The 16,293-nt window shown below is 64.7% G+C and carries 20 protein-coding genes; 13 read left to right on the top strand and 7 right to left on the bottom strand.

Going from position 1 to position 16,293, the window contains the following annotated elements; all coding sequences use genetic code 11:
- Window positions 1-74 precede the first annotated feature (74 nt).
- The 3 genes from rlmB to JHW40_RS17100 all read left to right on the top strand — a co-directional run bounded on the left by rlmB (window position 75) and on the right by JHW40_RS17100 (window position 2,025).
- Window positions 75-878 (top strand): 23S rRNA (guanosine(2251)-2'-O)-methyltransferase RlmB, encoded by an 804-nt coding sequence (gene rlmB, locus JHW40_RS17110; protein WP_090611046.1) that lies wholly within the window; start codon window positions 75-77, stop codon window positions 876-878.
- A 90-nt stretch (window positions 879-968) separates the two neighbouring features.
- Window positions 969-1,379, top strand: coding sequence for a YHS domain-containing (seleno)protein (locus JHW40_RS17105; RefSeq protein WP_090611045.1), 411 nt, complete (start codon window positions 969-971; stop codon window positions 1,377-1,379).
- 214 nt (window positions 1,380-1,593) lie between these two features.
- Entirely contained in the window at window positions 1,594-2,025 is a 432-nt protein-coding gene (locus JHW40_RS17100) for a CoA-binding protein (RefSeq protein ID WP_090611044.1), read from the top strand.
- 72 nt (window positions 2,026-2,097) lie between these two features.
- Here the strand turns inward: JHW40_RS17100 and JHW40_RS17095 are convergent, their stop codons facing one another.
- Window positions 2,098-3,441: an OmpA family protein gene (locus JHW40_RS17095; protein WP_170851758.1), complete on the bottom strand. Its 1,344-nt coding sequence runs from the start codon at window positions 3,439-3,441 to the stop codon at window positions 2,098-2,100.
- Between JHW40_RS17095 and JHW40_RS17090 the strand changes: the two genes are divergently transcribed.
- A complete protein-coding gene (locus JHW40_RS17090) occupies window positions 3,427-4,242 on the top strand; it encodes a hypothetical protein (RefSeq protein WP_170851757.1) in 816 nt (271 codons plus the stop codon). The two genes, JHW40_RS17095 and JHW40_RS17090, sit on opposite strands and share 15 nt — an antisense overlap.
- A gap of 11 nt (window positions 4,243-4,253) precedes the next feature.
- Here JHW40_RS17090 and JHW40_RS17085 read toward each other — a convergent pair whose 3' ends face one another.
- From JHW40_RS17085 to JHW40_RS17065, 5 genes are read right to left on the bottom strand one after another with little or no spacing between them, the layout of a single operon-like run.
- A complete protein-coding gene (locus tag JHW40_RS17085; protein WP_090611042.1) occupies window positions 4,254-5,093 on the bottom strand; it encodes a ferredoxin--NADP reductase in 840 nt (279 codons plus the stop codon).
- A gap of 52 nt (window positions 5,094-5,145) precedes the next feature.
- Window positions 5,146-5,517, bottom strand: coding sequence for a DUF934 domain-containing protein (locus JHW40_RS17080; RefSeq protein WP_090611041.1), 372 nt, complete (start codon window positions 5,515-5,517; stop codon window positions 5,146-5,148).
- The gene (locus JHW40_RS17075; protein ID WP_090611040.1) at window positions 5,514-6,245 is read right to left on the bottom strand and encodes a phosphoadenylyl-sulfate reductase; all 732 of its coding nucleotides are present in this window, start codon (window positions 6,243-6,245) and stop codon (window positions 5,514-5,516) included. The genes JHW40_RS17080 and JHW40_RS17075 overlap by 4 nt, the downstream gene beginning before the upstream one ends.
- Window positions 6,238-7,899 (bottom strand): nitrite/sulfite reductase, encoded by a 1,662-nt coding sequence (locus tag JHW40_RS17070; RefSeq protein WP_090611039.1) that lies wholly within the window; start codon window positions 7,897-7,899, stop codon window positions 6,238-6,240. Before JHW40_RS17070 ends, JHW40_RS17075 begins: the two co-directional genes overlap by 8 nt.
- On the bottom strand, window positions 7,892-8,224 hold the full coding sequence (locus JHW40_RS17065) for a DUF2849 domain-containing protein (RefSeq protein ID WP_090611038.1): 333 nt from the start codon (window positions 8,222-8,224) through the stop codon (window positions 7,892-7,894). Before JHW40_RS17065 ends, JHW40_RS17070 begins: the two co-directional genes overlap by 8 nt.
- Before the next feature lie 101 nt (window positions 8,225-8,325).
- Here JHW40_RS17065 and JHW40_RS17060 point away from each other — a divergent pair, with 101 nt between their 5' ends.
- From JHW40_RS17060 to JHW40_RS17050, 3 genes are read left to right on the top strand one after another with little or no spacing between them, the layout of a single operon-like run.
- Entirely contained in the window at window positions 8,326-8,841 is a 516-nt protein-coding gene (locus JHW40_RS17060; protein WP_090611037.1) for an Lrp/AsnC family transcriptional regulator, read from the top strand.
- 29 nt (window positions 8,842-8,870) lie between these two features.
- Entirely contained in the window at window positions 8,871-9,236 is a 366-nt protein-coding gene (gene arsC, locus JHW40_RS17055) for an arsenate reductase (glutaredoxin) (RefSeq protein WP_090611036.1), read from the top strand.
- Window positions 9,236-9,916 (top strand): NADPH-dependent FMN reductase, encoded by a 681-nt coding sequence (locus JHW40_RS17050; protein WP_211657244.1) that lies wholly within the window; start codon window positions 9,236-9,238, stop codon window positions 9,914-9,916. The genes arsC and JHW40_RS17050 overlap by 1 nt, the downstream gene beginning before the upstream one ends.
- A gap of 7 nt (window positions 9,917-9,923) precedes the next feature.
- On the opposite strand, the gene iscR is transcribed toward JHW40_RS17050, so the two are convergent.
- The gene (gene iscR / locus JHW40_RS17045) at window positions 9,924-10,382 is read right to left on the bottom strand and encodes a Fe-S cluster assembly transcriptional regulator IscR (RefSeq protein WP_090611034.1); all 459 of its coding nucleotides are present in this window, start codon (window positions 10,380-10,382) and stop codon (window positions 9,924-9,926) included.
- Between the two features lie 174 nt (window positions 10,383-10,556).
- On the opposite strand from iscR, the gene JHW40_RS17040 reads away from it, so the two are divergent.
- From JHW40_RS17040 to JHW40_RS17015, 6 genes are all read left to right on the top strand, one after another.
- Entirely contained in the window at window positions 10,557-11,219 is a 663-nt protein-coding gene (locus tag JHW40_RS17040) for an alpha/beta hydrolase (protein ID WP_090611033.1), read from the top strand.
- A 57-nt stretch (window positions 11,220-11,276) separates the two neighbouring features.
- A complete protein-coding gene (locus JHW40_RS17035) occupies window positions 11,277-12,404 on the top strand; it encodes an HD domain-containing protein (RefSeq protein WP_090611032.1) in 1,128 nt (375 codons plus the stop codon).
- Between the two features lie 108 nt (window positions 12,405-12,512).
- Window positions 12,513-13,724, top strand: coding sequence for an NADP-dependent isocitrate dehydrogenase (locus JHW40_RS17030; protein ID WP_090611031.1), 1,212 nt, complete (start codon window positions 12,513-12,515; stop codon window positions 13,722-13,724).
- A 288-nt stretch (window positions 13,725-14,012) separates the two neighbouring features.
- Window positions 14,013-15,305 (top strand): adenylosuccinate synthase, encoded by a 1,293-nt coding sequence (locus JHW40_RS17025; protein WP_090611030.1) that lies wholly within the window; start codon window positions 14,013-14,015, stop codon window positions 15,303-15,305.
- 103 nt (window positions 15,306-15,408) lie between these two features.
- On the top strand, window positions 15,409-15,621 hold the full coding sequence (locus JHW40_RS17020) for a DUF2842 domain-containing protein (protein ID WP_090611029.1): 213 nt from the start codon (window positions 15,409-15,411) through the stop codon (window positions 15,619-15,621).
- Complete coding sequence (locus tag JHW40_RS17015; protein WP_090611028.1) at window positions 15,618-16,283, top strand: thiamine diphosphokinase; 666 nt, start codon at window positions 15,618-15,620, stop codon at window positions 16,281-16,283. The genes JHW40_RS17020 and JHW40_RS17015 overlap by 4 nt, the downstream gene beginning before the upstream one ends.
- Window positions 16,284-16,293 lie beyond the last annotated feature (10 nt).

Raw genomic sequence — 16,293 nt, 5'->3', positions numbered from 1 at the left:
TCAAGCGCATTTCCGGGGCTTGCGTCCAAGCTTTTCGACGCGCAGAGAGAATTGCGCAGAAAAGGGATCGTGGCATGTCCGACAAACCGGAGAAATCCAGAAAACCGACCTGGGTGATCGACAAGGAACGCGGGCGCCGGGCCTCGGCGGCCGAGACCGTCTGGCTGTTCGGGCTGCATGCGGTGCGCGATGCGCTGGCCAATCCGGCCCGGGAAAAGCTGCGGCTGGTCATCACCCAGAATGCGCTGGACCGGCTGGGCGATCTGCATGGCGCCGTGCCCGAGATCACCGATCCGCGGGTCTTTGCCAAGGCCGTGCCGCTGGCCCCCGACAGCGTTCATCAGGGCGCCGCGCTGGAGGTTCGGCCGTTGAAATGGGGCGGACTCAGCGATGTCGTGCTGCGCGAGGCCCCGGGCGAGAGGCGGCCGCTGCTGGTGGCGCTGGACCGGGTCAGCGATCCGCATAATATCGGGGCGATCCTGCGTTCGGCCGAAGTGTTCGGGGCAAGGGCGGTGATCGCGCCGGCCCGCCATTCCGCGCCGGAAACCGGGGCGCTGGCCAAGACCGCCTCGGGCGCGCTGGAGCGTCAGCCCTATCTGCGCGTGCCCAATCTGGCCGAGGCGCTGAAACAGCTGAAGAACATGGGGTTCACGCTGATCGGCCTGGACGGGACCGGGCAGCAGGATCTGCCGGCGGTGCTGGCGGAGATGCCGGATCGGGCGATCTGTCTGGTGCTGGGCTCGGAAGGGCCGGGGATGCGCGAACTGACGATGAAAAGCTGCGATCACATCGCGCGGATACCCTTTGCCGCCGACTTCGGGTCGCTGAACGTGTCGAACGCGGCGGCGGTGGCACTTTATGCCGCGTCGCAGGCGTGACACATCAAATCCTTGCGACATATGGCTGTGATGATTGAGAATCGGTCGCCCGCGCGCCTATCTAGGCTGACGTTCACCCTTCCGGATGCCATGCGATCCTTTTTTCTTCTTGTGACGGCGCTTCTGCTTTGCCCGCTGGCTGCGGTGGCGCAGGACTGGGCGCTGGAAGGCTATGACCCCGTGGGCTATGTCGCGCAGGGGCGCCCGGTTCCGGGCCGCAGCGACATTGCCACCATGTGGAAGGGCAAGATCTGGCATTTCGCCAGCGAGGACAATCGCGCAAGGTTCGAGGCCGACCCGCAGGGCTATGCCCCCGGTTTCGCCGGAAACTGCCCGGTCTCATTGTCCGAGGGGCGCATGGAACGCGGCGATCCGCGTTACTTCATGGTTGTGGGCAGCACGCTCTATCTGATGCGCTCGGCGCAGGCGCAGCGCCAGATGGAGGTGGAAAGCGATGCGGTTCTGGCGCGGGCAGCGGCGGTCTGGGAAACGATGCGCTAGACCTCTCGTTCCCGCGACTGTGAATCACGAAATCGCGAAGGGGCTGGAACTTTCTGCCGGTGATGCACATTTATCTTTGTGAACATGACCACGGAACGGTCATGTTCAGATCACTGTCCCTCGTTCCGCGACTTGCGCCCGGCCAGCTTCTGGACCGGGCGCCTTTTCTATGACAGGTTGTTGCAACTTACGGATGAGGTAGGGAGGCCCCATCATGGATGCTGCCGTCACGGAAGATGAGGATATCGAAAGAATCGCCCACACTGTCAGGACCATTGCGATGGTCGGGCTGTCGCCGAACGAGGCGCGCCCGGCATGGGGCGTGGCACGTTACCTGCAATCGCAGGGATATCGGGTCATTCCGGTAAATCCGGGCCATGCGGGCAAGTCGATTCTGGGCGAGGTGGTCTATGCCGATCTGACGCAGATCCCCACCGAGGCGGGGGTGCAGATGGTCGATATCTTCCGCCGGTCCGAGGCCGTGCCGCAGATCGTGGATGAGGCGCTGGCGTCATTGCCCGCGCTGAAGGTGATCTGGACGCAACTGGGCGTTACCAGCGAATCAGCCGCGCAAAAGGCCCGCGCGCAGGGTCTGACGGTGATCCAGGATCGCTGCCCCAAGATCGAATTTCCACGATTTCTGTAAAATGCCTTGCGTCAAAAAAGGCCCCCGCAGGGGCCTTTTTCTTGCGCAGGTGATGCCGGTCAGGCCCCCGGATCAGCCCTCGTGGTGCAGCAGGTCGGTGATTCGGCGCACGGCGGCGCGACGGTTGTCGCGGATATCGCCCTCGGCCCGGACCTTCAGGAACTGCTCGCCATAGCCCTGCACGACCAGATTTTCCGGCGGCACGTCGAAATATTCCGACAGCGCCAGCGCCACCGATTCCGCGCGGCGGTCCGACAGCGCCAGATTCATCGCGTCCGAGCCCACGGTGTCGGTATGGCCCTCGATCAGAAAGATCTCTTGCGGGTTGTCGGCGATGGCGTCCTGAATCACCCGGCCCAGAACCGACAGTTGCTGCGCCTGATCCGTCGTGATCGCGGCCGAGCCGGTGTCGAAGGTGATCGCGTCGATATCGATGGGGGCGACCAGCGCGCGGACTTCGGGGATGTTGCGGATCTGGCCAAGGGTAAAGTTGCGGTTCACATCGGCCTCGCGGCGCAGGGCGGCGGCCAGCGCGGCCTCGTCCATGCTGGAGGTATCGACGGGCACCGGCGCGGGGGCGGGCAGCGAGGCGATATCGACCGGCTCGACCTCGGCCGTGTCGTCGATCAGCTGCGTGCTGCGCCCGTCGGGTGTCACCAGCGTGCGCCGCAGCACCCGCAGATCGGCGTCGCGGATGGTGACCACCTTGCTGCCATCGGGGCGGGTGACGATGGTGCGCGACGAGCCGTCGTCGAAATTTTCGGTCGCCACGGTCGAGCCGGGCTGACGCAGCAGCGCCACCTCGTCCTTGATGACCTCCTGGCTGCCATCCTGCCGCGTCAGCACCACCCGGTCGGGCGAACTGAGCGCGACCTGCCGGTTGTTGTTCAGCATGCTGCCCACCGCCAGCGCGCCCAGCCCCAGCACCAGCGCCTTGGTCAGGTCGCTGCCGCTGTCGTCGTCGTCATTGCTGCGGCGCCAGTCGTTGCGCCGGTCGCGGCGGTCATTCCCGCTTAGCGCATCACGCAGGCTGGTGCCGAATTCCTGCGATGAGCGGCGGCTGTTGCCTTCGGTGATCAGCTGCTCGAACAGGCCGCCGCCACGGCGATCGTCCAGCGCGTTGGCGCGGCGGGCGCTGCGTTCCAGCGCGGCCTCGATCGCGGATTGGGTCCGGCGGGTATCCTCTTCGGCGGCGCGGCGCACGATCCGGCCATCGCCATCGACACGGTTCATCTGGCGGCCCGAGGGGGCCAGCACCAGTTCTCCGCGCGGGTTGGTATTCACCACCACGCCGCGCGGCGTCACCATCGGCGCGTCATTGGCGCAAGGCGCGCGGCCGCCGCCAAGGCAACGCAGCTGATCGAGGCGCAGCCCGTCATCCACCTCTCGGCTGAGCACGCCATGCAGCCCCGGCATGTTGCTGGCCCGCTGCCGCGCGGTGTCGCCCGAGGCAAGCGCGGGGCGGTCCCGGCGCTGCTGCTGACGCTGTTCGCGTCGCTCTTGTTGCTGGCGTTCGGCCCGTTCCTCGCGGCGTTCCTGCCGTTCGCGCCGTTCTTGTGCCTGTTCCCGATCCGCCTCGCGCCGTTCACGCTGACGTTCTTCGCGCTGGCGTTGCTGGGCCTGTTCCTGCTCTCGTTGCTCACGGCGTTCCTGCTGCTGGCGTTGCTGGGCTTGCTCCTGCTGCCGTTGCTCGCGGCGTTCCTGCTGCTGTCGTTGCTCGGCCTGCTGCTGTTGACGCTGTTCGCGGCGTTCTTGCTGTTGGCGTTGCTGGGCTTGCTGCTGCTGCCGCTGTTCGCGCTGCTCGCGCTGTTGTGTCTGTTGCTGCTGGTTGTCGTTGCGCTGTTGCTGCTGGCGGCGTTCCTGCCGGTCGGATTGTGGCTGGCGCTGTTCACGGCGGCGTTCCCGCTGGCGTTGCTCGGTTTCCTGCAACCGGCCCTCGTTCTGGGCCAGCTGGATTTGCGGCATCGGCACCTGCGCCTGTGCAATATCCGGGCCGAGGATCGCCAGACAGGCCAGGATCGCGGTGCTGTTGTGAATGATCCGGCGCATGAGTGCTCCTTTCCTCTGGGCGGCGTGACGCTGCCGTATTCCATAACATCCGCTGCGTGGGGCGGTTCCAAACAAGCGCGTGACCCCGCCGTGATGGCGCGGAGAGGTTCAGAAATAACGAAAAGGGCGCGGATTTATTCCCGCGCCCGTAAAATTTTCCGCACTTAAAAGGGGAAGGATCAGATCCCGTCGCCGACGAAAGCCTTTTCCACAACGAATTCCTTGGGTTCCGAGTTCGCGCCCTCGCGCAGGCCGAAGCCTTCCAGAACCTCTTTCACATCGACGTTGAAGGCCAGACTGCCGCAGATCATCGCCCGGTCGGTCTCGGCGCTGATCGGGGGCAGGCCCAGATCCTCGAACACCTTGCCCGAGGTCATGTTGTCGGTGATCCGGCCCATCAGTGGCGATTCCTCGCGCGTGGTGGTCGGGTAATACAGCAGCCGGCTGGCGAAATCCTCGCCATAGAGTTCCCCCAGAAGCGGATCGTGGCGCAGGTTCTCGACCAGTTCGCGGCCATAGTTCAGTTCGTCCGCGGTGCGGCAGGTATGCATCATCACCACCTGCTCGTACCGCTCATAGGTCTCGGGGTCGCGCATCAGGCTGGCGAAGGGCGCAATGCCGGTGCCGGTGGCCAGAAACCACAGCCGCTTGCCCGGCAGCAGCGCGTCCAGAACCAGCGTGCCCACGGGTTTGGGGCGCAGGATGATCTCGTCGCCCGGCTGGATATGTTGCAGTTTCGAGGTCAGCGGCCCGTCCGGCACCTTGATCGAATAGAACTCCAGCTCTTCGTCCCAGTTGGGCGAGGCGATGGAATAGGCGCGCAGCAGCGGCTTGCCGTTGTCGCCCAGCAGGCCGATCATCACGAACTCTCCCGAACGGAAGCGCAGCGATTGCGGCCGCGCCACCCGGAACGAGAACAGCCGGTCGGTCCAGTGCTTGACCGAGGTCACGAGCTGCGCATCGGGCAGGGTCTTCACGGGTTTCTGAGCGGCTTCGGCCACGGGGATATCCAGCGTCATGTCAAAATTCCTGAGTCTTTTAGGCGCAATGGCGGTCGGACGAAAGGGGCGGTCAGCCGGAAAGCTGGGACCGGTGGTTCCAGTCCTGCCAGTCGGCACGAGCCAGCCATTGTTCCTCGGGCTGGCGGGCGGCGATGTCCTCGGCCACGGCGACCTCGTCAAAGCCGACGCGGCGGGCCATGGCATATTGATCGGCGATCAGCCTGCCGGTGGCGCGCAGTCGGCCCTGAAAGCCCAGTTCCCGCAGCCGCCGCGCCAGCGAGAAACCGCGCCCGTCGGTAAAGGCGGGAAACTCGATGTCGATCAACTCGTGATGCAGATGTTCCGACAGCTCGGTGGGGTCGGTGTCCGGGGCCAGCGTCACGCCGGCCGTGTCGGACACGCGGTGAAAGCCGTCGTCGCGGGCGACGATCTGTTCGCTCATGCCGATACCTTTCCGCGGACCATGCGTCCGCCGATGAAGTGAATGCCGCATTCGGTTTTTTCCGAGCCGCGCCAGCGGCCTGCGCGCTGATCCTCACCCGGTTTCACGGGCGAGGTGCAGGGCGCGCAACCGATCGAGGGATAGCCCTTGGCGACCAGCGGATGACGCGGCAGGTTGTTTTCAACCATATATTCCTGAACATCCTCGGCCCGCCAATGCGACAGCGGATTGACGCGCAGCCGGGTCGGCGGCTCGGGCTCGAAGAACTCCAGCACGCTGCGTTCGCCGCCCTGAAACCGCTTGCGGCCGGTGATCCAGGCGTCATAGCCCGACAGCACCCGTTCCAGCGGGACGGTCTTGCGCAGGTTGCAGCAGGCATCCGGGCTGGTCCTGTGCAGGGTGCCGTCGGGATCGGTCAGCGCGACCTCCTGCTGGCTGGCGCGGATCACCTGCACATTGGTCAGGCCCAGCTGTGCCGCGACCTCGCGCTGATAGTCCAGCGTTTCGGGAAACAGCATCTGCGTGTCGATGAACAGCACCGGCAGCCCCGGTGCCACGACCGAGACCATATGCAGCAGCACCACCGATTCGGCACCAAAGCTTGACACCAGCGCCACGCGACCCAGATCCGGGTCGTTGACCGCCCGCCGCAGCACCTCGGATGCGGCGTGGTGGCGATAGCGCTGGTTCAGCCGCTCGGCGCGGTTGTCCAGCGTGTCATCAAGCATTGGCGGCCTCGGCGGGGTAAAGGGCGGCTTTGAACGGCGCGGGGCCGAGGCGGCGATAGGCGTCGATGAACCGTTCCGAGGGCTCCTCGCGCAGTTCCAGATAGGCCCGCATCAGCCGGTCGATGGCCGGGACCACCTCTTCGGCGGGGAAACCCGCCCCGGCACGCTGACCGATGGCCGGAATGTCGTATCCGTCGCCGCCAAGGGTGATCTGATAGTTTTCGACCCCGGCGCGATCCAGCCCCAGAATGCCGATATGGCCCAGATGGTGATGGCCGCAGGCGTTGATGCAGCCCGAGATGCGGATGCTCATCTTGCCGATCTCGTCCTCCAGCCCCTCATCGCGGAAATGCGTGGCGATTTCCTGCGCGATGGGGATCGAGCGGGCGGTGGCCAGCGTGCAGTAATCCATGCCGGGGCAGGCGATGATGTCGCTGGTCAGCCCGGCATTGGCGACGGCCAGCCCGGCCTCGCGCAGCGCGGCATAGATCGCGGGCAGGCCGGATTTGTGGATATGCGGCAGCACCACGTTCTGATCGTGGCTGATGCGGATGTCGCCATGGCCGTATTCCTCGGCCAGATCGGCCAGCAGCCGCATCTGTTCGGCGCTGGCGTCGCCCGGCGTCTTGCCATGCGCCTTGAAGGTCACGATGACGCTGGCATAGCCCTCGACCCTGTGCGGGTGCAGGTTGGTGTCGGTCCAGCTGCGGAAGGCCGGATTGGCGGCGCGTTCGGCCTCGTAATCGTCGGTCGGCGCATTGCGGAAGCTGGGGGGCGCGAAACGGTCGCGGAACTGCGCCAGCGCCTCTTGATCGACGCCGCGGAAGTCGCGGCGACGGCGCAGGAATTCCTCTTCGATCTCGGCCCGCATGGTGTCGATGCCGCGTTCCGAAACCGTGATCTTGATGCGCGCCTTGTATTTGTTGTCGCGACGCCCGGCGAGGTTGTAGGTCGCCACGATCGCCTCGACATAAGGCAGCAGATCCTCTTCGGGCAGGAAGTCGCGGACGACCTGACCCAGCAGCGGCGTGCGGCCCAGACCGCCGCCGATCCAGACCTCGAAGCCGATCTTGCCGTCGCGCAGGGCCAGACGCAGGCCGATATCATGCGCGGCCACGATGGCGCGGTCACGGGCACCGCCCGAGATGGCGATCTTGAACTTGCGCGGCAGGAACTGGAACTCGGCATGGTCGGTGGACCAGCTGCGCAGCAGCTCGGCATAGGGGCGGGGATCGGCGATTTCGTCGGGGGCGGCCCCGGCGAAGGCGTCGGTGGTGGTGTTGCGGATCGTGTTGCCCGAGGTCTGGATGGCATGCATCCCGACCGAGGCCAGATGATCCAGCATATCCGGAATATCCACCAGCTTGGGCCAGTTGAACTGAATGTTCTGGCGGGTGGTCCAGTGGCCATAGCCCTTGTCGTAATGCTGCGCCAGATGGGCCAGCATGCGCATCTGGTCGGGGCGGATCGTGCCATAGGGAATGGCGATCCGCAGCATATAGGCGTGCAGTTGCAGATAGACGCCGTTCATCAGCCGCAGCGGGCGGAATTCCTCTTCCGTCAGGCTGCCGTCCAGGCGTCGTTCGACCTGGGCGCGGAACTGGGCCGCACGGTGGCGCACATAGTCGGTATCAACGGGGCGGGCGTCAAACATGGCTTGCCTCGGCTTGCTTCTCGGCCTGAATGCCGTGGAAATAGTTCGAGGGTCCGGTCTGCCGGAACGCCTCACGGAAATGGGTGGGCTCGGGCCCGTTGGGGCCGCGCCTTGCCTCGACCATATAGGGGCCGACGACCAGATCGGCCTGACCGATGGCCTTGAGCAGCGCCAGCTCGGCGATGGCCTCGTCCTCGAACAGGGTCGCCTGCGCGGGATCGGCGGTCCAGCCATCCTCGCACATCCAGACGTTGTGGCCTTCGCGCAGATCGTTGGCGGTGATGACACCGGGTTTTGCAGCACTGGGAATGAAGGCTTTGCTCATCTGTCGAACCTCGTTAATCTCGTAGGTGTAATATAGAATTTTGTTCTGTATTTTTGCGATAGCTTCCTGAAAATAAGGATGAATGGACTAGGAAAGTGGAAATGACGGAACAGATTCCTGACAAACCCGATGGCGACAAGACGTTTGTCCGGCTGGATGACGTGGACCGCAAAATCCTGTCCCTGCTGCAACAGGATGCCAGCCTGTCGCTGGACCAGATTGCGGACCGTGTCGGGGCCTCGAAGACCCCGGTCTGGAACCGGATCCGCAAGCTGCGAGAGGCGGGCGTGATCCGCAGGCAGGTGGCGATTCTGGACCCCGAGGCGCTGGGGCTGGAGGCCTGTTTCTTCGTGCTGATCCGCACCAGCGAACATGACAAGGAATGGGCGGCGCGGTTCCTGCGCGCGCTGCGCGAACGCCCCGAGGTGGTCGAGGCGCACCGGCTGGCGGGCGATATCGACTATATCCTCAAGGTGCAGGTGCGCAATGCGCGGGCCTATGACCGCTTCTATCAGTCGCTGATCGGCGAGGTGAAGATCCACAACGTCACCGCCCTGTTGTCGATGGAGGAAATCAAGGCATCAAGCGCGCTTCCCATAGCCGAGGCCTCGGGCTAGGTTGCCCGGCAATGACCGAAGGGGGCCGCATGTCCGACCATATCATCTGGCACAATCCGAAATGCTCGACCTCTCGTTTCGTGCTGGCGGCGATGCGCGATGCGGGGATCGAGCCCGTGGTGCGCGATTACCAGAAGGACCCGCCCTCGGTCGCCGAACTGCATGCGGCGCTGACGGCTGCGGGGCTGTCGCCGCGTGAATTGCTGCGTCGCAAGAACACGCCTTACGACGAATTGGGCCTGGGCGATCCGGGGCTGAGCGATGACGCGCTGATCGCCGCCATGTCCGCCCATCCCGCCGTGATCGAGCGCCCGGTCGTCTTTACCCCACGGGGTGCGGCCTTGTGTCGCCCCAAGGAAAGGATCTTCGATCTTTTGCCGGGGCAGGGCGGGTGATGCGGCTGCGGACCCTGCCGGATCCCGAGGTTTTCCCGGCGCTGGACCCCGACGCCCTGCCGGAACTGGCGCCCGCCGATCCGCCCGTGCGGGTGCTGGTGCTGTATGGCAGCTTGCGCGAACGCAGCTTTTCACGCCTTGCCGCCGAAGAGGCCACGCGGCTGCTGTTGCGGATGGGGGCGGAGGCGCGGATTTTCGATCCCTCGGACCTGCCGTTTCCCGATCAGCAGAAGGACGGCCACCCCGCCATTGCCGAGCTGCGCGCGCAGGCCGGATGGGCCGATGCGATGCTGTGGTCCACGCCCGAAACCCACGGCCAGATGTCGGGGCTGCTGAAGGCGCAGGTCGAACATATCCCGCTGGACGAAGGCGGCATCAGCCCGACGCAGGGGCAGGTGCTGGCGCTGATGCAGGTTTGCGGCGGCAGCCAAAGCTTCAACGCGCTGAACAATATGCGGGTGATGGGGCGTTCGATGCGGATGCTGACCATCCCGCATCAATGCTCGGTCGCGCGGGTGCATCACGAATTCGGACCCGACGGGCGGATGCGGGCCGGGGCCTGCTATGACCGCATCGTCGATCTGGCCGAGGAACTGATGCGCCTGACCCTGCTGACGCGACCGTGGCGGGCGCAGCTGGCCGACCGCTATTCCCGGCGGGCGGCGGTGCGGCGGGGCTGAACCCGGCCTATTCGTCCACCACGTTCAGGATCATCGGCAGCGCCGGGCAGGGCAGCAGCTGGTTCTTGGCCACATCGGCCAGCGAATGGTTATGCAGGAACACATAGACATGCGCCGACAGGCTTTCCCACAGCCGGTTCGACAGCGTCTGCGCCCGCGATCCCGACACCCCGCCCGAGGCCCCCGCGCCGACATGCATGGCGCTGACGGTTTCGTCCACGGCCTCCAGGATCTCGGCCACGCGGATCGTCTCGGGGGTGCGGGCCAGACGATAGCCGCCGCCGGGACCGCGCACCGAGGTCACCAGCCCCGCCCGCCGCAACCTGACGAAAAGCTGCTCCAGATAAGGCAACGAGATGTCCTGCCGCTTCGAGATCTCGGCCAGCGAAGTCAGCTCATCCCCCTTCGCAATGGCCAGATCGACCAGCGCAATGATCGCGTAACGCCCCTTGGTGGACAGTTTCATTGCGTTTTCTCCGCATTTGATCGGTCATTCCGGACCTGTGCATTGACGGCTGGCATCCGGCTGCGCTATCTCGCCTAGGCTAGTTTCTTGCGCAGGTCGTGCAGGCTTCCCAGATAGCTGACTAGAAGCCGCAGGCCAATAGGTCAAGAAACTCAACCGCCTTGAAGGAACACCATGCCAGAGCTGATTTTCCCCGGACCCGAAGGTCGTCTTGAAGGCCGTTACCATCCTCAGCCCGGCAAACCCGACGCGCCCATTGCCATCGTGCTGCATCCGCATCCGCAATATGGCGGCACGATGAACAACCGGGTTGTCTATAACCTGCACTATGCCTTCCACAATATGGGCTTTACCGTACTGCGGTTCAATTTCCGCGGCGTGGGGCGCAGTCAGGGCGAATTCGATCAGGGCATCGGCGAACTGTCTGATGCCGCCTCGGCACTGGATTACCTTCAGGCGATGAACCCGAATTCCAAGCATTGCTGGGTTGCTGGCTTCAGCTTCGGCGCCTGGATCGGGATGCAATTGCTGATGCGCCGCCCCGAGATCACCGGCTTCATCTCGGTCGCGCCGCCTGCGAACATGTATGATTTCAGCTTCCTTGCGCCGTGCCCGTCCTCGGGGCTGATCGTGAACGGCACCGCCGACCGGGTGGCGCCGCCCAAGGATACCCATACGCTGGTGGCCAAGCTGCGCGAGCAGAAGGGCATCACCGTCACCCACGAGGAAATCGAGGGCGCGGACCACTTCTTCCGCGACGACGAGGCGCATATGAAGCCGATGATCGATCTGATGCAGGGCTATGTCCGGCGCCGCCTGACCGAAACCACCCGATAAAAGCGCATCCGGGGCCGGCCCGACCGGCCCCTTTCCTTATGCCATAACCCTGTGCCGATGAGTGATCTTGCCGCCCGTTTCGCATTCCTGAATGAGGCCGACCGGCTGAAATCGGTTCAGCGGGCGAATGTGCTGATGGATCTGTCGCGGCGTGAAAACAGCGCCGAACACAGCTGGCATGTCGCGCTTTACGCGATGGTGTTCGGCGCATCGGACCGCGTGATCGCGATGCTGCTGCTGCATGATCTGGTGGAAATCGACGTGGGCGACCATCCGATCCATCTGCCCCATGACGCGGCCGTGGTGCAGGCGGCCGAGGATGCCGCCGCCCGCCGCCTTTTCGCCATGCTGCCCGGTGGCGATGCGCTGCTGGCGCTGTGGCATGAATTCGAATCCGGCCAGACTGATGACGCCCGCATGGCCCGGCGCATGGATCACGTCCAGCCGCTGTTTCAGGTGCTGTTCGCGCCCGACCCCTTGCCGGAGCATGTCGCCATCGTGCGCCGGAACATGCAGTCGGGCCGCGCCGCGCGGCTGTGGCAGGAATGGCCCGAGGCGATGACTGCCGCGCAGACCCTGCTGGATGGCGGCACGCCTCAGGGCGATCTTGCCGCCCGGCTGCGCTTTCTGGCCGAGGCCGACCGGCTGAAATCCGTGACCCGTGCCAGCCTGCTCTGCGATGCCTCGCGACGTGAAAACAGCGCCGAACACAGCTGGCATCTGGCGCTCTATGCGCTGGTGCTGGCCGGGCAGGCGGGGCCGTCGGTCGATATCGGCCGGGTGATTCGCATGCTGATCCTGCATGATCTGGTCGAGATCGACGCGGGCGACGTGCCCATCCATTCCCGGAATGGCGCGGCCCATTCCGCCGCCGCCCAGATGGCCGCCGAACAGGCCGCCGCCACCCGGCTGTTTGGCCTGCTGCCCGGGGACGAGGGCGCCGCATTCCATGCGCTGTGGACCGAGTTCGAGGCGAACGAGACCCCCGACGCGATCTTCGCCAAATCGCTGGACCGGGCGCAGCCGGTGATGCAGAACATCGCCTGCGGCGGCGGCAGCTGGGTGGAATATCAGGTGACCTATGTCCAACTGGTCGAACGGGTCGGAAACCGCGTCGCGCGTGGTGCGCCACGGATCTGGGAATGGCTGGATGAAAGCGCGCGGGTTTATTTCGGCCCCCGCTGACGGATCTGCGGAATGAAATCGGCATACAATCGCATACCGTCTTTCATTCCGCTGCGATTCCCGCTATAGCGCGCTCAGCACCAATCCAACGCCAAAAGGGGGATACCCATGTCGAAGATCAAGGTCGCCAATCCCGTCGTCGAGCTCGACGGGGACGAGATGACCCGGATTATCTGGGACTTCATCAAGCAGAAACTGATCCTGCCCTATCTGGATATCGACCTGAAATACTATGATCTCGGCATCGAGGAGCGCGACCGCACCGACGACCAGATCACCGTGGACGCGGCCGAGGCGATCAAGCAATACGGCGTCGGCGTGAAATGCGCCACCATCACCCCCGACGAGGCGCGGGTCGAGGAGTTCGGCCTGAAAAAGATGTGGCGCAGCCCCAACGGCACGATCCGCAACATCCTTGGCGGCGTGATCTTCCGCGAACCGATCATCTGCCAGAACGTGCCGCGTCTGGTGCCGGGCTGGACCCAGCCGATCATCGTCGGCCGCCACGCCTTCGGCGACCAGTATCGCGCCACCGATTTCCGCTTCCCCGGCGCAGGCAAGCTGACGATCAAATTCACCGGCGATGACGGCGAAACCATCGAGCACGAGGTCTTCCAGGCCCCCGGGGCCGGGATCGCGATGGCGATGTACAACCTCGACCAGTCGATCATCGACTTCGCCCGCGCCAGCATGAACTATGGCCTTGTGCGCGGCGTACCGGTTTATCTGTCCACCAAGAACACCATCCTCAAGGCCTATGACGGCCGCTTCAAGGACCTGTTCCAGAAGGTCTATGAGGAAGAATTCGAGGACCGCTTCAAGAAGGCCGGCATCCATTACGAACACCGCCTGATCGACGATATGGTGGCTTCGGCGATGAAATGGTCGGGTGGCTATGTCTGGGCTTGCAAGAACTATGACGGCGACGTGCAGTCCGACACGGTGGCGCAAGGCTTCGGTTCGCTTGGGCTGATGACCTCGGTGCTGATGACGCCGGACGGAAAGATCGTGGAATCCGAGGCTGCCCACGGCACCGTCACCCGCCATTACCGCGAACACCAGAAGGGCAACGCGACCTCGACCAACTCGATCGCGTCGATCTTCGCCTGGACCGGCGGCCTCAAGCACCGCGCCACGCTGGACGGCAACGCCCAGCTGAAAACCTTCGCCGAAACGCTGGAAAAGGTCACCGTACAGGCGGTCGAGGACGGCTTCATGACCAAGGACCTGGCGCTGCTGGTCGGCCCGGACCAGAAATGGCTGACCACGATGGGCTATCTGGAAAAGGTCGATGAATATCTGAACAAGGCGCTGAACTGATCCGCGCCACGACCTGAACCGGGCCGGGCACCACGCCCGGCCCTTTCCATGCCAACCCCATCTTTGGTGCAGAAAATATCCCGGGAGCGCAAGCCGGACCCCATCGAGGGGTCCGGTTTGCGCGGGGGCAGAGCCCCCGGACGCCCTCGGACCGTCGCGATAAGAGGGAAGGTGGGGCGTTGCTTCACCCTCCTGTGCCCCGCAAGGGTGGAAATGGCGCTTTTCCCCGGGCATGGCTTAGGATAGACCCTGCGCGGGACGAATTTCGGGCACGGGAAGGACCTGTTCATGGCCAATGTGGTGGTTGTCGGCGCGCAATGGGGCGACGAGGGCAAGGGCAAGATCGTTGACTGGCTCAGCGAGCGGGCCGATGTGATCGCGCGTTTTCAGGGCGGCCACAATGCCGGCCACACGCTGGTCATCGGCAATCAGGTCTTCAAGCTGTCGCTGCTGCCCTCGGGGATCGTGCGCAAGAACAAGCTGGCGGTGATCGGCAATGGCGTCGTGCTGGACCCCTGGTCACTGTTTTCCGAGATCGACAAGCTGACGGCGCAGGGCGTCGCCATCTCGACCGAAAATCTGATGATCGCGGAAAACACCCCGTTGATCCTGCCCCTGCATCAGGATCTGGACCAGTTGCGTGAAGAGGCTGCGGGCAAGGCCAAAATCGGCACCACCGGCCGCGGCATCGGTCCGGCCTATGAGGACAAGGTCGGTCGCCGCACCATCCGCGTCGCCGATCTGGGCGATGAGGAGACGCTGGACGCGCGTCTGGACCGGCTGCTGGCCCATCACGACGCGTTGCGTCAGGGCCTGGGCGCCGAACCCATCGATCGCGCCGATCTGCGCGCGAAGCTGATGGAAATTGCGCCGAAACTGCTGCCATTCGCGCAGCCGGTCTGGAAAGTCATGGCCGAGGCGCGCAAATCCGGTAAACGCATCCTGTTCGAGGGCGCGCAGGGCTCGTTGCTGGATATCGATTTCGGCACCTATCCCTATGTCACAAGCTCGACCACCATGTCGGGGGCTGCGGCTTCGGGCACGGGCATGGGGCCGGGGGCGATCGATTTCGTGCTTGGCATCGTCAAGGCCTATACGACCCGTGTCGGCGAAGGTCCGTTCCCGACCGAGCTTGACGACGCGGACGGTCAGCGGCTGGGAGAGCGCGGCCATGAATTCGGCACCGTCACCGGCCGCAAGCGCCGCTGCGGCTGGTTCGATGCGGTTCTGGTGCGCCAGACCTGTGCGATCTCTGGTGCCAATGGCATCGCGCTGACCAAGCTGGACGTTCTGGACGGGTTCAGGACGCTGAAGATCTGCGTGGGATACGAGATCGACGGCAAGCGTTACGACTATCTGCCCACTGCGGCTGCGCTGCAGACAAAGGTCAAGCCGGTCTATGAGGAAATGGAGGGCTGGCAGCAATCGACCGAGGGCGCGCGCAGCTGGGCGGATCTGCCCGCCGAGGCAGTGAAATACGTCCGCCGGGTCGAGGAACTGATCCAGTGCCCGGTCGCGCTGCTTTCGACCAGCCCCGAGCGTGAAGATACGATTCTGGTGACTGATCCTTTCGCGGATTGACGGCGCCATTGCGGCGTGCGGCGCGTGCTGCGTGCTGGGGGATTTCCCATCCCCCAGACCCCCGGGGGGATATTTGGACACCAAAGATGAGAGGGATGAGGAGATGAATTTGAAGGCCCGCAAGCGGCTGGCGATCCTGATCCTTGTCGTCGGGCTGCCGCTTTATATCGTGGTGGCGGTTACGCTCGTGAACTGGATGGATGCGCGCTGGGGGCGGCAGCCGATCTGGGTCGAGCTGCTGGTCTATATCGTGCTGGGGGTATTGTGGACGTTGCCCTTCAAGCGGGTTTTTACCGGCGTCGGTCGCGGGGAATGAACCGGCCGGTGGTCATCGCGGATCATGGCGTGACGGTGATTGGTGGCGGGCTTGTGCAGCCAGACGATCTGGTGCTGGCTCTGGATGTCGCGCCGCTGCTGGTGGCGGCCGATGGCGGGGCGGATCAGGCGCTGGCGCTGGGGCATCTGCCTGACCGGGTGATCGGTGATCTGGACAGCCTGTCGGATGCGGCGCACGCGCGGATCGGGACGGATCGTATCCTGCATCTGGCCGAGCAGGACAGCACCGATTTCACCAAATGTCTGACCCGGATCGCGGCGCCCTTCATCATCGCCGTGGGTTTTGCCGGGCGGCGGCTGGATCATACGCTGGCGGCGCTGAACAGCATGCTGCGCTTTGGGCAGGTGCCGGTGATCATGCTGGCCTCGGATGATCTGGTCTTTGTCGCGCCGCCCCGTCTGAGCCTGCCTCTGGCACCCGGCACCCGGCTGTCGCTGTTTCCCATGGGGTCTGCGCAAGGCGTGTCGAGCGGCCTGGAATGGCCCGTCGACGGGATCGCGTTTGGCCCGGACAGCCGCATTGGCACCTCGAATCGCGCGACCGGGCCGGTTACGCTGCATATCGACGGCCCGATGCTGGTGATGCTGCCGCGACAGGAACTGGCCACCGTGATGGCCGCCTTGCAACTGCCGCATCCCTGATCCGCGCGAT

This window comes from Paracoccus alcaliphilus (assembly GCF_028553725.1).
In the GTDB taxonomy this organism is placed as follows: domain Bacteria; phylum Pseudomonadota; class Alphaproteobacteria; order Rhodobacterales; family Rhodobacteraceae; genus Paracoccus; species Paracoccus alcaliphilus.
The sequence above is the reverse complement of the archived record's forward strand: the minus strand, read 5'-3'. Positions and strand labels throughout refer to the sequence as shown.

Excerpts from the sequence above, each read along its gene's own strand:
- JHW40_RS17100 (WP_090611044.1), top strand. The coding sequence starts at position 1,594 with ATGGATGCTGCCGTCACGGAAGATGAGGATATCGAAAGAATCGCCCAC.
- arsC (WP_090611036.1), top strand. The coding sequence starts at position 8,871 with ATGTCCGACCATATCATCTGGCACAATCCGAAATGCTCGACCTCTCGT.
- JHW40_RS17085 (WP_090611042.1), bottom strand. The coding sequence starts at position 5,093 with ATGACGCTGGATATCCCCGTGGCCGAAGCCGCTCAGAAACCCGTGAAG.
- JHW40_RS17090 (WP_170851757.1), top strand. The coding sequence starts at position 3,427 with ATGCAGCCCCGGCATGTTGCTGGCCCGCTGCCGCGCGGTGTCGCCCGA.
- JHW40_RS17095 (WP_170851758.1), bottom strand. The coding sequence starts at position 3,441 with ATGCCGGGGCTGCATGGCGTGCTCAGCCGAGAGGTGGATGACGGGCTG.
- JHW40_RS17065 (WP_090611038.1), bottom strand. The coding sequence starts at position 8,224 with ATGAGCAAAGCCTTCATTCCCAGTGCTGCAAAACCCGGTGTCATCACC.
- JHW40_RS17030 (WP_090611031.1), top strand. The coding sequence starts at position 12,513 with ATGTCGAAGATCAAGGTCGCCAATCCCGTCGTCGAGCTCGACGGGGAC.
- JHW40_RS17075 (WP_090611040.1), bottom strand. The coding sequence starts at position 6,245 with ATGCTTGATGACACGCTGGACAACCGCGCCGAGCGGCTGAACCAGCGC.
- iscR (WP_090611034.1), bottom strand. The coding sequence starts at position 10,382 with ATGAAACTGTCCACCAAGGGGCGTTACGCGATCATTGCGCTGGTCGAT.
- JHW40_RS17070 (WP_090611039.1), bottom strand. The coding sequence starts at position 7,899 with ATGTTTGACGCCCGCCCCGTTGATACCGACTATGTGCGCCACCGTGCG.
- JHW40_RS17035 (WP_090611032.1), top strand. The coding sequence starts at position 11,277 with ATGAGTGATCTTGCCGCCCGTTTCGCATTCCTGAATGAGGCCGACCGG.
- JHW40_RS17060 (WP_090611037.1), top strand. The coding sequence starts at position 8,326 with ATGACGGAACAGATTCCTGACAAACCCGATGGCGACAAGACGTTTGTC.
- JHW40_RS17080 (WP_090611041.1), bottom strand. The coding sequence starts at position 5,517 with ATGAGCGAACAGATCGTCGCCCGCGACGACGGCTTTCACCGCGTGTCC.
- JHW40_RS17105 (WP_090611045.1), top strand. The coding sequence starts at position 969 with ATGCGATCCTTTTTTCTTCTTGTGACGGCGCTTCTGCTTTGCCCGCTG.
- JHW40_RS17015 (WP_090611028.1), top strand. The coding sequence starts at position 15,618 with ATGAACCGGCCGGTGGTCATCGCGGATCATGGCGTGACGGTGATTGGT.
- JHW40_RS17050 (WP_211657244.1), top strand. The coding sequence starts at position 9,236 with ATGCGGCTGCGGACCCTGCCGGATCCCGAGGTTTTCCCGGCGCTGGAC.
- JHW40_RS17040 (WP_090611033.1), top strand. The coding sequence starts at position 10,557 with ATGCCAGAGCTGATTTTCCCCGGACCCGAAGGTCGTCTTGAAGGCCGT.
- JHW40_RS17025 (WP_090611030.1), top strand. The coding sequence starts at position 14,013 with ATGGCCAATGTGGTGGTTGTCGGCGCGCAATGGGGCGACGAGGGCAAG.
- JHW40_RS17020 (WP_090611029.1), top strand. The coding sequence starts at position 15,409 with ATGAATTTGAAGGCCCGCAAGCGGCTGGCGATCCTGATCCTTGTCGTC.
- rlmB (WP_090611046.1), top strand. The coding sequence starts at position 75 with ATGTCCGACAAACCGGAGAAATCCAGAAAACCGACCTGGGTGATCGAC.